Annotated in this window: 10 protein-coding genes; 8 read left to right on the top strand and 2 right to left on the bottom strand. The window is 59.2% G+C overall.

The window, feature by feature from the left end:
- Positions 1 to 1,275: PhoH family protein (locus CKW38_RS09690; protein WP_095112622.1), on the bottom strand; the 1,275-nt coding region annotated here is incomplete at its 3' end.
- Between the two features lie 337 nt (positions 1,276 to 1,612).
- A complete protein-coding gene (locus CKW38_RS09695) occupies positions 1,613 to 2,737 on the bottom strand; it encodes a polysaccharide deacetylase family protein (RefSeq protein WP_095112623.1) in 1,125 nt (374 codons plus the stop codon).
- A 342-nt stretch (positions 2,738 to 3,079) separates the two neighbouring features.
- Here CKW38_RS09695 and yaaA point away from each other — a divergent pair, with 342 nt between their 5' ends.
- From yaaA to CKW38_RS09735, 8 genes are all read left to right on the top strand, one after another.
- On the top strand, positions 3,080 to 3,859 hold the full coding sequence (gene yaaA / locus CKW38_RS09700) for a peroxide stress protein YaaA (protein ID WP_095112624.1): 780 nt from the start codon (positions 3,080 to 3,082) through the stop codon (positions 3,857 to 3,859).
- An 810-nt stretch (positions 3,860 to 4,669) separates the two neighbouring features.
- Positions 4,670 to 5,986, top strand: coding sequence for a nucleotide sugar dehydrogenase (locus tag CKW38_RS09705; protein ID WP_007914305.1), 1,317 nt, complete (start codon positions 4,670 to 4,672; stop codon positions 5,984 to 5,986).
- A gap of 178 nt (positions 5,987 to 6,164) precedes the next feature.
- Positions 6,165 to 7,646 (top strand): mannuronan synthase, encoded by a 1,482-nt coding sequence (gene alg8 / locus CKW38_RS09710; RefSeq protein ID WP_371857959.1) that lies wholly within the window; start codon positions 6,165 to 6,167, stop codon positions 7,644 to 7,646.
- Positions 7,647 to 7,681: 35 nt separating this feature from the next.
- Positions 7,682 to 8,851 (top strand): alginate biosynthesis protein Alg44, encoded by a 1,170-nt coding sequence (locus tag CKW38_RS09715; protein ID WP_095112626.1) that lies wholly within the window; start codon positions 7,682 to 7,684, stop codon positions 8,849 to 8,851.
- Positions 8,852 to 8,860: 9 nt separating this feature from the next.
- Positions 8,861 to 10,372, top strand: coding sequence for an alginate biosynthesis TPR repeat lipoprotein AlgK (gene algK / locus CKW38_RS09720; RefSeq protein ID WP_305887117.1), 1,512 nt, complete (start codon positions 8,861 to 8,863; stop codon positions 10,370 to 10,372).
- Entirely contained in the window at positions 10,369 to 11,850 is a 1,482-nt protein-coding gene (locus CKW38_RS09725; protein ID WP_095112628.1) for an alginate export family protein, read from the top strand. Before algK ends, CKW38_RS09725 begins: the two co-directional genes overlap by 4 nt.
- 26 nt (positions 11,851 to 11,876) lie before the next feature.
- Positions 11,877 to 13,448: a mannuronan 5-epimerase AlgG gene (algG, locus tag CKW38_RS09730; protein ID WP_095112692.1), complete on the top strand. Its 1,572-nt coding sequence runs from the start codon at positions 11,877 to 11,879 to the stop codon at positions 13,446 to 13,448.
- A 10-nt stretch (positions 13,449 to 13,458) separates the two neighbouring features.
- Positions 13,459 to 14,919, top strand: coding sequence for an alginate O-acetyltransferase (locus tag CKW38_RS09735; protein ID WP_095112629.1), 1,461 nt, complete (start codon positions 13,459 to 13,461; stop codon positions 14,917 to 14,919).
- Positions 14,920 to 14,924 lie beyond the last annotated feature (5 nt).

Consider the following 14,924-nt stretch of genomic DNA (forward strand, 5'->3'; position numbering starts at 1 on the left):
CGCGGACAGGTAAGGGGTGTCGATCTGTGCGAGGTTGCCCAGGCACACCACTTTGGAACCGGCGCCGGCACGGGTGATGATGGTTTTCATCTGGTGCGGCGTGAGGTTCTGGCATTCGTCGATCAGGATCAGGCTCTGCTGGAAGCTGCGACCGCGAATGTAGTTGAGCGATTTGAACTGCAACGGCACTTTGCTGAGGATGTAATCGACGCTGCCATGGGTGTTTTCGTCATCCATGTGCAAGGCTTCGAGGTTGTCGGTGATGGCGCCCAGCCAAGGCTCCATTTTTTCCGCTTCGGTGCCGGGCAGGAAGCCGATTTCCTGGTCCAGACCCTGCACGCTGCGGGTGGCAATGATGCGGCGATAACGCTTGCTGACCATGGTCTGCTCGATCGCCGCGGCCAGCGCCAGAATGGTTTTACCGGAGCCTGCGGCCCCCGATAGATTGACCAGATGAATGTCCGGATCCAGCAACGCGTACAGCGCCAGACTCTGATAAATGTCGCGCGGCTTGAGCCCCCAGGCCTCTTGATGCAGCAGCGGTTCCTGATGCAGGTCGAGGATCAGCAGCTTGGCCTCATCGATCTCCTTGATCCAGCCGACAAAGCCCTGTTCGTCAATGATGAACTCGTTGATATGCACTGCCGGCAGGTTGTCGATCAGTTGCACTTGATGCCAGGTGCGGCCGTGATCCTGACGGGTGTCGACCTTGCTCACGCGGTCCCAGAAGGAGCCGGTCATGTTGTGGTAGCCGTTGGGCAGTAGGGACACATCATCGACCAGTTGGTCGGTGCTGTAATCCTCGGCATCGATGCCACAGGCGCGCGCCTTGAGGCGCATGTTGATGTCTTTGGTGACCAGCACCACCGGTTTTTTCGGGTCGCGGGTGTGCAGGTCGATCAGTTGGTTGATGATTTTGTTGTCGTTCAGATGCTCGGGCAGAATCAGGTTCGATTCGGCCTGCTTACTCATCAGAATTGACAGCAAGCCCTTCGGCCCGCCTTTGCCGCGCTGGATCGGCACACCCAGTTCGACGTCTTCCGGGGACGCATCGCCCAGGGTCTTGTCGATCAGCCGGATGGCCTGACGGCATTCAGCGGCCACGCTGTGATGCCCGCTCTTGAGCTTGTCCAGCTCTTCAAGCACGGTCATCGGGATCGCGACGTGGTGTTCTTCGAAATTCAGCAGGGCGTTTGGATCGTGAATCAATACGTTGGTATCGAGTACATAAAGGATTGGCTGGTTGGAGGAAGGGCTACGTCCGTGATCATCCATACTCGGTCACCTTTGTCAGAGCCAGTAGACGCAATACCTGAGCGGTGCTGCGCCTCGAAGTGACTGCCGAAATCTCACCTGCGGAGATTCAAGTGACTGCAAACAAACGGGTCTTGGAAGACGCCACCTGTGTTGCAGGTTTCGGCGGTCTGTCTTCGTAATACTCCAAAACCGATGACATAAAAAAGTACTTTGACGGTTTTTTTAAGTTTATTTTGCAGAGTGACGAAAAGCCCTTGGCGGACTGTCCATAGCCCGCTAAAGTCGGAAGTCCGCCTGCACCGAAATTCCGTAAAAAATCGCCCCAAGCCCAATGTTTCCGGGCTTTTGCCGTTTCTCAGCGAAACGCGTCCTGACAGTCCTCCCAACCGATGCCGCTTTGCGCGGTTTGCGTGATCAGCCACGGCAACGAGGTCTTCACCGCGTCTTGTTTCATGTTGAAATTGATTACCCCGTGGCGCCACAACAGCATCAGGGTCAGCACCCGCTGCGCACTCGGCGCGCCCTTGAGTTTGCCCGCGCCGTCCTGGGCATCGATGTCCCACAGCGCCACTTGCAGGCCCTGGGTGTTGAAGAAACCTTGCGCATCGCTGCGGCGCTGCCCTTCCGGCGGACGGAACAGCGGCACGTAGTTTTCCGGCAACTTGTTCTTCACCAGATCAGCGCTGCGCCGCACCGAATCCTGCCAGTCCTGCCAGTGGCTGTGGGAGCGGAACTCCCAACCTTGAACGCCGACGCACTGTTTCGAGAACTCTGCTTGCAGGCTGCTGACCGAGCGATCAGCCAGCCGCGCCTGAATATCCTTGCCCAAGACAAAGAATGTGCCGCTCAGGTTTGCCTTGCGCAGGTATTCGGTGAGCCAACCGGTGTTGTCCGGTTGCAGGTTGGCGGCGCTGTCGAACGTCAGCAGAAACAGGCGGTCGTGCATCTCGTCGCCGTTGCGCTCGTAGTCACCGAAACGATCGAATTCGTTGCTGGTCTGTGGGGACAGAGCGGCCTTGCGCAGCAACTCGTCGAGATATTGCACATGGAAGATCCGGCTCGGTTCGGCCCACTTGGTGTAATAACTGTCGTCGCTGACCACGAACTTGGCGGCTTGCTCGCGCAGCGTCGGCAGGTCTTCGACAAGGAAACAGAACGAGGCGTCCTGATCACAGCTTTGCTGGGCGTAGTTGTAGTTGGCCAGCAGACGCTGCCAGAGGCGTTGACGCAGAATATTGACCGCATCGATGTTGACCGTGCGCAAGCCCAGACGCGGACCCAGAGCAGCCTCGTCCATCGACTCAGTGCCCAGCAGGACACGGGCGAACATGAGGATTTCCGCCCGTGAGGCCACGTCAAACAGCGTCGGGTTGCTGAGCTGCTCTGGCCATGTGCTGCGATCCAGCGTCGCCACATCGCCCGGCGCCGCGACGGCACCGACGCTCAACAGCCACGCGGTGAATAAAAGAACAATGCGCAAAAGGGATGTCTCCATAACAAAACCCGCGCGGCACTATAGCTGATGTGCAAGGCTGAAGGACGCCGCCCTCACCCCAGCCCTCCCGAAACGTCGGACCGCCCGGGGGGAGAGGGAGCTGACCGAGTATCGCTTTCGATATCCGCCAATCGGAACTACCGAGTCGCACTCAAATTTTGAAATCAGTGAGATCGGTTCCCTCTCCCTCTGGGAGAGGGCTGGGGTGAGGGAAACATCCACCAGCCGTCGCAAATGCCCAAGCTTCCCCACACCTATTGCCCCCATAGCTGGAGTCAACTCGGACAACCCCCTAGAATCGCCCCCACGATTAAAGGAGACGACTTCATGCTGATGGTGATTTCCCCCGCCAAGACCCTCGATTACGAAACACCGCCGGCGACCCAGCGCTTCACCCAGCCGCAATACCTTGACCACTCGCAGGAACTGATCCAGCAACTGCGCGACCTGACGCCTGCACAAATCAGCGAGCTGATGCATGTGTCCGACAAGATCGGCGGGCTCAATGCCGCGCGTTTCGGCAGCTGGACACCCGCGTTCACTCCGGAAAACGCCAAGCAGGCGCTGCTCGCGTTCAAGGGTGACGTCTACACCGGTCTCGACGCGCAATCCTTCAGTGAAGCCAATTTCGATTACGCGCAAAAACACCTGCGCATGCTCTCCGGCCTCTATGGCTTGCTGCGCCCGCTCGACCTGATGCAACCGTATCGCCTGGAAATGGGCACCAAACTGGCCAACGCCCGGGGCAAGGACTTGTACGCTTTCTGGGGCACGCGCATCAGCGAATGGCTGAACGAAGCGCTGGTCGATCAGGGCGACGATGTGCTGCTCAACCTGGCGTCCAACGAGTACTTCTCGGCAGTCAAACGCACGGCCCTGAACGCGCGGATCATCAACACCGAGTTCAAGGACCAGAAGAACGGCCAGTACAAGATCATCAGCTTCTACGCGAAGAAAGCGCGGGGCCTGATGAGCCGTTTCGTGATTCAGGAAAAGATCAACGATCCTGCCCTGCTCAAGCAATTCGATGTGCAGGGTTATCGCTACAGCGCCGAGCATTCGAAACCGGACAATCTGGTATTTCTGCGCGACCATGCCCCCGAATAAAGCATGCCTAATGCACGACTCTTAATATCAAGAGTCGTGCAGCTCGCACGATGTCAAAAAACCCTCGCCACATTTCGCCATTTTAATGGCGCCAGAAAAACCTCCCTGTCTTTTCTAAGATTAGTTTCACTCGACACTGATCATTTTTTTCAGTAGTGGCACCTAAATTTTTTCACTGTAGTGGCACAAAACTATCTAACGTGATTTTTCGCCTGTTATTAAAGGTCGAAAACGAAAGTGCTATCAAATTGAGACTAGTGCCATCTCTGACAATATTTCAAGAAATTTCAGATTTCGCGATGAGCGGACAGGAACTTCGTCCGAATGCATAGCTCATACCACCGGTAACGATTCTCGCCGAGTTTGTACGAGATAACTTACGCGGAGCAGATGGCCATGTAACCAAGTTGTCACAGCAACTTGCCTAGATGACTAACTAGTCTCAAAACAGACGATGGACAGGAGATACGCACCATTAATATCCCCTACAAAGGCCATGGCCGCGCCCTTATAAACGTGCTCGCCTGAGCACCCAACCGCTTGATTTACGGGACTTTCATCCCGACATCGAGCGCGCAAGACGATTGCACAAGAGTCTTCTCCAAAGAAGATCGGATGCATAACAGGGCACGTCATAACAACAAGGCCTGGTTACGCACATCTTGAGTGCACTTATTTAGACACTCGAAACTTAGTATGCCTGCACACGGCATTGTGGCGCCTGTATGCCGCACTTTCGAGTGCACTAATGAACGCTGAACACCATTAACTCCGGCCCTCTAAGGCCTGATATATACAGAGGTAATTGCGATGCGCATCAGCATATTTGGTTTGGGTTACGTTGGCGCAGTATGTGCCGGTTGCCTGTCTGCACGGGGCCATGACGTAGTTGGCGTCGATGTTGCCAAAGACAAGATCGACATGATCAATGCCGGCAAATCGCCGATTGTTGAACCGGGCCTGGGCGAACTTCTGCAACAGGGTATCCAGACCGGTCGTCTGCGTGGCACGACCAACTTCGCCGAGGCGATTCGCGACACCGACCTGTCGATGATCTGCGTCGGTACGCCGAGCAAGAAGAACGGCGACCTCGAACTGAACTACATCGAAGCGGTATGCCGCGAGATCGGTTTTGTCCTGCGTGAAAAAACCACTCGCCACACCATCGTCGTGCGCAGCACCGTACTGCCGGGCACTGTTGCCAACGTGGTGATCCCGATTCTCGAAGACTGCTCGGGCAAGAAAGCCGGCGTCGACTTCGGCGTTGCGGTCAACCCTGAGTTCCTGCGTGAATCCACCGCGATCGCCGACTACGACCTGCCACCGATGACCGTCATCGGCGAGTTCGACAAGGCCTCGGGCGACGTTCTGCAATCGCTGTACGAAGAACTCGACGCACCGATCATCCGCAAGGACATCGCCGTCGCCGAGATGATCAAGTACACCTGCAACGTCTGGCACGCAACCAAAGTGACCTTCGCCAACGAGATCGGCAACATCGCCAAAGCGGTCGGCGTCGATGGCCGTGAAGTGATGGAAGTGGTCTGCCAGGACAAGACCCTCAACCTGTCCCAGTACTACATGCGCCCAGGCTTCGCCTTCGGCGGTTCGTGCCTGCCAAAAGACGTGCGCGCCCTGACCTACCGCGCCGGCTCGCTGGACGTCGAAGCGCCGCTGCTCAACTCGCTGATGCGCAGCAACGAATCGCAAGTGCAGAACGCCTTCGACATCGTTGAAAGCCACGACAAACGCAAAGTCGCCCTGCTCGGCCTGAGCTTCAAGGCCGGCACCGACGATCTGCGCGAAAGCCCGCTGGTGGAACTGGCCGAGATGCTGATCGGCAAGGGTTACGACCTGAGCATCTACGACAGCAACGTCGAGTACGCCCGAGTTCACGGCGCGAACAAGGACTACATCGAGTCGAAGATCCCGCACGTTTCGTCCCTGCTCAACGCGGACTTCGATTCGGTGATCGACAACTCCGACGTGATCATCCTTGGTAACCGCGACGAGAAGTTCCGCCCGTTGGCCCAGCAAGCGCCGCACGGCAAACAGGTCATCGACCTGGTCGGCTTCATGGCCAAAGCCACTGACGCCGGTACTCGCACCGAAGGTATCTGCTGGTAAAGCAGCCCTGTAGGAGCTGTCGAGTGAAACGAGGCTGCGATCTTTTCGGGAACACCAAAATCCCAAGCGAAAGATCAAAAGATCGCAGCCTTCGGCAGCTCCTACATGTCCTTGCAAGTTTTTGTAAGCCTGCCTTAACCCCATCGGGCTCGGCCCGAGATACAGACGGATGCAGATTATGCACAGGCTAAAGCACGGCCTACTTCAGGCCGCCGGTTGGCTGTTTTACCTAAGTTTGTTGATGGGCCTGGCCTTGATGCTGCCCACGTCCACATTCGACTCCGAGTCGAAGGACTTCATTTTCCTGATTGGCGCCGTGGGTATCTGGCGCTACTCGATGGGTGCAACGCACTTTGTGCGCGGCATGATTTTTCTCTACATCGTTTACCCGCACCTGCGCCGCAAAGTGCGCAAGCTGGGTAAGGCGGCGGACCCGTCGCATGTGTTCCTGATGGTCACCAGTTTCCGGATCGACGCGCTCACCACCGCGCAGGTCTACAGCTCGGTGATCCGCGAAGCCATCGACTGCGAACTGCCGACCACCGTGGTCTGCTCGATCGTCGAAATGTCCGATGAGCTGCTGGTCAAGGCACTGTGGGCACGGATGAATCCGCCCGACCGCGTCAAGCTCGACTTCGTGCGCATTCCCGGCACCGGCAAACGTGATGGCCTGGCCTATGGTTTCCGCGCGATCTCCCGTCACCTGCCGGACGACCGCGCCGTGGTGGCCGTGATCGATGGCGACACCGTGCTCGGCGAAGGCACCGTGCGCAAGACCGTGCCGTGGTTCCAGCTGTTCGGCAACGTCGGCGGCCTGACCACCAACGAGTTCTGCGAAGTGCGCGGCGGCTACATCATGAGCGAATGGCACAAGCTGCGTTTCGCCCAGCGCCACATCAACATGTGCTCGATGGCCCTGTCCAAACGCGTACTGACCATGACCGGTCGTATGTCGGTGTTCCGCGCCACTGTGGTGACCAACCCGGAATTCATCGCCGACGTTGAAAGCGACTCGCTGCAACACTGGCGTCTGGGCCGCTTCAAGTTTTTGACCGGCGACGACAAGTCGAGCTGGTTCAGCCTGATGCGCCTCGGCTACGACACCTTTTACGTGCCTGACGCGGCGATCAACACCGTTGAACACCCGCCGGAAAAGAGCTTCATCAAGGCCAGCCGCAAACTGATGTTCCGCTGGTACGGCAACAACCTGCGCCAGAACTCACGAGCGCTGGGCCTGGGTGTGAAACGTCTCGGCGCGTTCACCTCGGTGGTGCTGTTCGACCAACGCGTGTCGATGTGGACCTCCTTGCTCGGCCTGACCGTGGCGCTCATCGCCAGCTTCAAATACGGCACCGCGTTCATCCTCGTTTACCTGCTGTGGATCGGCATCACCCGCCTGATCCTGACGTTGCTGTTGTCGTGTTCCGGTCACCGCATCGGCCCGGCTTACCCAGCGATTCTGTATTACAACCAGATCGTCGGTGCGCTGGTGAAGATCTACGTGTTCTTCCGCCTCGACCAACAATCCTGGACTCGCCAACCGACATCCCTGACCCGTGATCTCGCCAGCTTTCAACGTTGGTTCAACACCTGGTCGTCTCGGACCATGACCTTCTCCGCCGGCAGCATTTTTGTCGCCGTGCTGCTGATGATGGTCTGACCCGCCCCTATTGAATTAACAAGGAAATCGCCCCTATGAATACCGCCGTCAACGCCAACGTAGTGCATGAATCCGAAGCCCAGCGCCAACACGCCCGCGTGAAAATCCCGGCCAAACTGCGCTTCTTCGGTCCTGACCGGACACCAGTCGAAGCGCGGGTCATCGACCTGTCTGCCGGTGGTCTGGCGTTCAACGCCGGGCAGCTGCCGCTGACCATTGGCCAGGTGTACAAGGCGCGTCTGCAATTCGTCATCGACAACCTCGGCATCGCCATGGACGTTGAACTGCAAGTACGTTCCTTCGATCGCCAGACCGGCCGCGCCGGCTGCCAGTTCCAGAATCTGGAGCCGCAGGACATTTCCACTCTGCGCCACTTGATCACTTCGCACCTGGCCGGCGACATCGTCAGCATCGGTGAAGTGCTGGCGACCTTGCAGCGCGACAACTTCACCAAGGCGCGCAAGGTCAAGGACGGCGGCTCCGGCATGACCCCGTTCGGTCGCCTGAAAGCGGTGACATTCAGCGCCGGTATCTTCGCGGTCGGTCTGGTCGCGGCGGGTTTCATTTTCAAATCGGTGTACGGCATGTACTTCGTCAGCCACGCGCAGGCCGGTCTGGTCAGCGTGCCGGGGATGAACATCACCATGCCGCGTGACGGCACCGTGCAGAGCCTGGTCAAGTCCGACGGCGTCGCGGCCAAAGGCGCGCCACTGGCGACCTTCAGCACCAGCATGCTCGATGTGCTCAAGGGCCATCTGGAAGAAGATCAACTGTCGCCGGCCAAGGTTGAAGAACTGTTCGGCAAGCAAATGACCGGCACCCTGACTTCGCCATGCGATTGCACCGTGGCCCAGCAACTGGTCGCCGACGGTCAATACGCGAGCAAGGGCGATGTGATCTTCCAACTGGTGCCGCGCAACACCCAGGCCACCGTCGATGCGCGCTTCTCCTATCGCCAGTTCGGCGACGTGCGTCCAGGCACCCCGGTGAGCTTCCAGATTGCCGGCGAAGACAAGACCCGCACCGGCAAGATCGTCAGCAGCACCAGCCTGAAGAGCGCCGACCTGTCTTCCGATATCCGCGTGCAGATCCAGCCTGACGAGCCGCTCGACAGCAGCCTCGCCGGCCGCCCGGTGGAAGTGAACAGCGACCGTGGCCCGAACCTGAACTGGCTGATCGAGAAAGCCATGGCTGCCGGTCTTTAAGTCGAGGACATGCCTGTGACTACTCCACCCATCCTGAAAACACCGCGATCCCTGTGGGAGCTGGCTTGCCAGCGATTGGATCAGCTCGGTACAGCTGGAACACCGCGTTGCCTGCATCGCCAGCAGGCTGGCTCCCACATGGGACTAGTGGTGTGCTCGCTGGCATTGGCAGTCAGTCTCGCCGGTTGCGCCGGCCTGCCCGATCAGCGTCTGGCCAACGAAGCGCTCAAGCGTGGCGACACCGCCACCGCCGCGCAGAACTACCAGCAACTGGCTGATCTGGGTTACAGCGAAGCGCAAGTCGGCCTCGCCGACATCCAGGTTGACAGCCGCGACCCCGAGCAGATGAAACAGGCCGAAGCAACTTACCGCGCCGCCGCCAGTGTTTCGCCGCGTGCTCAGGCGCGTCTGGGCCGCTTGCTGGTAGCCAAACCAGGCTCCACTGAAGCCGAGCACCACGAAGCCGAAAGCCTGCTGAAAAAAGCCGCTGCCAATGGCGAAGGCAACACGTTGATCCCGCTGGCGATGCTGTATCTGCAATACCCGCACAGCTTCCCGAATATCAACGCACAGCAGCAGATCGATCAATGGCGCAAATCCGGTTATCCGGAAGCAGGTCTGGCGCAGGTGCTGCTGTATCGCACCCAAGGCACCTACGACCAGCACCTGGATGATGTGGAAAAGATCTGCAAAGCCGCGCTCAACACCACCGACATCTGCTACGTCGAACTGGCCACCGTTTACCAGAAACGCGCGCAGCCAGAGCAACAAGCTGAGCTGATCAAGCAGATGCAGGCCGGTTACAGCCGTGGCACCGTCACCGCGCAGCGCGTCGATTCGGTGGCCCGTGTATTGGCCGATTCGACCCTCGGCAAGCCCGACGAAAAAACCGCGCAGTCGCTGCTTGAGCCGATCGCTCCAGGCTACCCGGCGTCGTGGGTGACCCTCGCGCAATTGCTTTACGACTACCCGGAACTGGGTGACGTCGACCAGATGATGAAGTACCTCGATAACGGCCGTGCCGCCGACCAGCCGCGCGCCGAGCTGTTGCTGGGCAAGCTCTACTACGAAGGGAAAATGGTCCCGGCCGACGCCAAAGTCGCCGAAGAACATTTCCAGAAAGCCGTTGGCCGTGAGGTCGCCGCCGACTACTACCTCGGCCAGATCTATCGCCGTGGCTACCTCGGCAAGGTCTACCCGCAGAAGGCTCTCGACCACTTGCTGACGGCTGCGCGCAACGGCCAGAACAGCGCCGACTTCGCCATCGCCCAACTGTTCTCCCAAGGCAAGGGCACCAAGCCCGACCCGCTCAACGCCTACGTGTTCAGCCAATTGGCCAAGGCGCAAAACACTCCGCAAGCCGATGAGCTGGCGACCACCCTCGCCGCGCAACTGCCGCCCGAGCGTCTGGCCGAAGCCCAACGTCTGCTGCAACAAGAGCAAGCCAGCCGTGGCGCTCTGAACCCGAACACGCTGCAACTGCACGCCCTGCAAGAAGAAGACGGCGAGGAAAAATTATGAAGTTGAATCCATTCGTGAAGGCCGGCATTGGCCTTTCGTTCGCGCTGATCTGGTCTTGCCCGACACTGGCCGCGATGACTGAAACCAAGAACTTCGGCCTCGAAGTGAAAGTCACCGGCCAGTCCGAAGACGACCGTGACCTCGGCACTGCCAGCGGCGGCGACGTCAACGGCGTCGGCCTCGACCTGCGTCCGTGGATCTACGGCGAAAGCGGCGCGTGGAGCGCCTACGCCATGGGCCAGGCCGTGACCTCGACCGACATCATCGAAACCGACACCCTGCAACAATCCGACGGTGAACAAGCCACCGACAACAGTGATCGCAAAACCAAGAAAAACTACTTGGCGATGCGCGAGTTCTGGGTCGGCTACAGCGGCCTCACCCCGTACCCGGGCGAGATGCTCAAGTTCGGTCGTCAACGTTTGCGCAATGACGACGGCCAATGGCGCGACACCAACATCGAAGCGCTGAACTGGACCTTCGATACCACCCTGTTGCGCGCCAACGCCGGTGTCGCCGAACGCTTCAGCGAATACCGCACCGACCTCAAAGAGCTGGCGCCGAAAGACAAGGATCGCCTGCACGCCTACGCCGATGCGGCCTATCAGTGGACGCCGGGCAACTGGGTCGGCATTCGTGGTCATCACACCCACGATGACGGCAAACTCGATTACGCCGAGCCGGGCGTGCCGCGCGATTCGCTGGATAAAACCGAGAACGGCGACATCAGCTGGATCGGCCTGACCGCCGACAGCGACGCCTACAACTGGCGCAACACCAACACCGTCAACTACTGGGGCAGCATCACCGGCATGAGCGGCGACCGCGACTCGGTCAACGCCCTCAACGCCGATGGTTCGCGCCCGGCACAAGCCAAGCGCAGCGAAGACGTCAACGGCTGGGCCACCGACATCGGTGTGCGCCTGCGCCTTGATCCGCAATGGCAAGTCGGCGGTGCCTACGCCCGCGCCAGCGCCGATTACGAGCAGACCGGTCTGGAGAGCAACCGCTCCAACTACACCGGTACGCGCTCGCGGGTTCACCGTTTCGGTGAAGCCTTCCGTGGCGAAATGAACAACATGCAGACCGCGACCCTGTTCGGTTCGTGGATGGTCAACGACGAGTACGACGCCAGCCTGATCTACCACAAGTTCTGGCGCGTCGACGGCAACAAGCCAGTGGGCAGCAACGGCATCAACGCGGTGGAAAACAACACCGACGACGCCACCGGCGCGATCCTCTCCAGTACTTCGCTGCCGCTTGAAGACGGCAACAAGGATCTCGGTCAGGAGATGGATCTGGTCGTCACCAAGTACTTCAAGCAAGGCCTGTTGCCGGCGGCGCTGAGCCAGTCGATCGACGAGCCTTCGGCCCTCGTGCGTTTCCGTGGCGGTGTGTTCAAACCGGGCGATGCCTATGGCAAGCAGGTTGATTCGTACATGCACCGCGCGTTCATCGACGTGATCTGGCGCTTCTGATGCAAACCGCCAAGGGAGTGCCCGACATGATCAGCACCAGGACAGGCTCACTCAGCCTGCTGGCCGGCGCGATGCTGCTGGCCAGCGCCAGCGCCTTCGCGACTGTGGAGCCGGTTAAGCCGGTGACCACCGCCAAAGAGCTGCAACAAGCCAAGACCTACACCGTCAGCAGCGCGCCGACCGAAGCGCTGAACCTGGCCGCGCCGAAACTGCCGGACATTTCCGGCTACACCGCCGAAGCCGCCGCCGCGAAGATCAACCGCAGCAAAGCGGGCAAGATCAGCGTGCGCCGGATGATGCAGGAAGACGCGCTGAAGGACTTTATCGGCGGCGACAACAAGATGGCCGAATGGGTGGTGCGTCAGCACGGTATCCCGCAGGCGATCTTCGTCGACGACGGCTACATGAACCTCAAGGATCTGGCGCAGAAACTGCCCAAGCAGTATTTCAGCGAGACCGCGCCGGGCGTGTACCTGTCGAAGCTGCCGATCGTGGTTGGCCGTAAAGGCATCCTCGAAATCGACGGTCAGACCCAGGAACTGCGCCTGTCGCAAGAAGCCGGTGCGTTCATGGTCAACGACGGTCAGTTGTTCGTGCGTGACACCAAAGTCACTGGCTGGCGCGAAAAGGACAACGGCCCGGCAACCTTCCGTTCGCCGAAGGAATTCCGACCGTTCCTGCTCGCCTGGGGCGGCACCGAGACCTACATCGTCAACAGCAAGATGGCCAGTTTCGGTTACGCCAACAGTAAGTCGTACGGCGTGAGTATTTCCCAGTACACGCCGAACATGGCCAAGGTCCTCAAGCGTCCTGAACCGACTGGCTGGATCGTCGGCTCCGAGTTCTCCGACATGTGGTACGGCTTCTACTGCTACGAGACCCGCGACTTTGTGGTCAAGGGCAACACCTACAAAGACAACATCGTCTACGGCATCGACCCGCACGACCGCTCGCACGGTCTGATCATCGCGGAGAACACCGTTTACGGTACGAAGAAGAAGCACGGGATCATTATTTCCCGTGAGGTCAACGACAGCTTCATCTTCAACAACAAGAGCTTCGATAACCACCTCTCCGGCCTGGTGATCGACCGTAACAGCGTCAACAACATCATTGCCTACAACGAGATCTACAAGAACCACACCGACGGCATCACCCTCTACGAGTCCGCCGACAACCTGCTGTGGGGCAACAAGGTCATCAGCAACAAGCGCCACGGCATCCGCATTCGTAACAGCGTGAATATCCGCCTCTACGAAAACGTCGCCATGGCCAACGGTTTGACCGGCGTCTACGGCCACATCAAGGACCTCACCGACACCGACCGTGACATCAAGCTCGACCCGTTCGATGCCCAGGTGTCGCTGATCGTCGTTGGCGGTGAACTGGCGGCCAATGGCAGCGGCCCGCTGTCGATCGATTCACCGTTGAGTGTCGAGCTGTATCGCGTGTCGATGCTGGCGCCGACCAAATCCAGCGGCATCAGCTTCAACGGCATCCTCGGCGAGCGCCAGGATGAAATTCTCGACCTGCTGGTGCGCCAGCAGAAAGCCGTGCTGATCGACCCTGTCGAACGCCAGACCGAAATGCGGGACTGAGGATAATTTTATGCACCCACACTTGATCAGATTACTCAGCCTGTCGGCCCTGACCGTGGGCATTCTCGCGGCCAGCAACGGCGCACGCGCCGATGAAAACCCGGCTGCCACACCGCCGAAGTTCAGCGCTGAACCGTGCTGCAACCTGTGCCCGGCCGCCCATGACGCGAAGAACTACACCACGCGCTATCAGCAGAACTTCACCACCCTGGTGCAGGCGCAAGGTGACTGGCTGTTCCGGACGCAGGAAGACCTGCGTACCGAGTTCAACACCACCCCGGCCGGCTACAAACGCCTGCAACAACTGCACGATGCGTTCAAAGCCAAAGGCGTTGAGCTGGTGATCGTTTACCAGCCGACCCGTGGTCTGGTGAATCGCAACAAGCTCAACCCGCAGGAAAAAGCCGCGTTCGATTACGAGAAAGCGCTGGGCAACTACAAGACCATGCTCGGCCGTTTCGCCAAGATGGGTTACGTGGTGCCAGACCTGTCGCCGCTGACCAACGAATCGCTGCCGGACACCCTGCCCGCCCACGATTTCTACTTCCGCGGCGACCAGCACTGGACGCCATACGGTGCTCAGCGCACAGCGAAAATCGTCGCCGAAAAGGTCAAGCAGATTCCGGCCTTCGCCGACATTCCCAAGCGTGAATTCGAAACCAAACGCTCCGGGCGCATGGGCAAGACCGGCACCCTGCACAACATGGCCGGGCAACTGTGCGGCACCAGTTACGCGATCCAGTACATGGATCAATTCACCACCGAGCCGAAGGGCGAGGCCGGTGACGGCGACCTGTTCGGTGATTCCGGCAATCCACAAATCACCTTGGTCGGCACCTCGCACAGCGGCAAGAACTACAACTTCGCCGGCTTCCTCGAAGAAGCCATCGGCGCCGATATTCTCAACGTCGCGTTCCCTGGCGGTGGCCTGGAAGGTTCGATGTTGCAGTACCTCGGCAGCGACGAATTCCAGAAGACCCCGCCGAAAATTCTCATCTGGGAATTCTCGCCGCTGTACCGCCTCGACCAGGAAACCATCTATCGCCAGATGATGTCTCTTCTCGACAACGGCTGCGAAGGCAAAGACGCGCAAATGTCCGCGAGCACCACGCTCAAGCCGGGCAGCAAACAAGAACTGCTGGTCAACAGCAAGAACCTGAACCTGCAGAACAGCAGCCATCAGGTCGACATCCGCTTCGCCGACCCTTCGGTGAAAACCCTGCAAGCCACCCTCTGGTACATGAACGGTCGCCACGAGGACATCAAGATCGAGAAACCGGAAACCTCCGACACCGACGGTCGTTTCGCCTTTGAGCTGCGCACGGACGAAGACTGGGCCTCGCAAAACCTGCTGGCAGTCGAAGTCCAGGGCCCGGAAGCGGGCACCGCGCCGCAGAAAGTCGAAGCGAAAATCTGCAAACGCAACGTATTCCCGGGCGCTGGGCAACAAACCGCTCAGGTCGGGCAATGAGGTCT

Source organism: Pseudomonas sp. Irchel 3H7, from assembly GCF_900187605.1.
In the GTDB taxonomy this organism is placed as follows: domain Bacteria; phylum Pseudomonadota; class Gammaproteobacteria; order Pseudomonadales; family Pseudomonadaceae; genus Aquipseudomonas.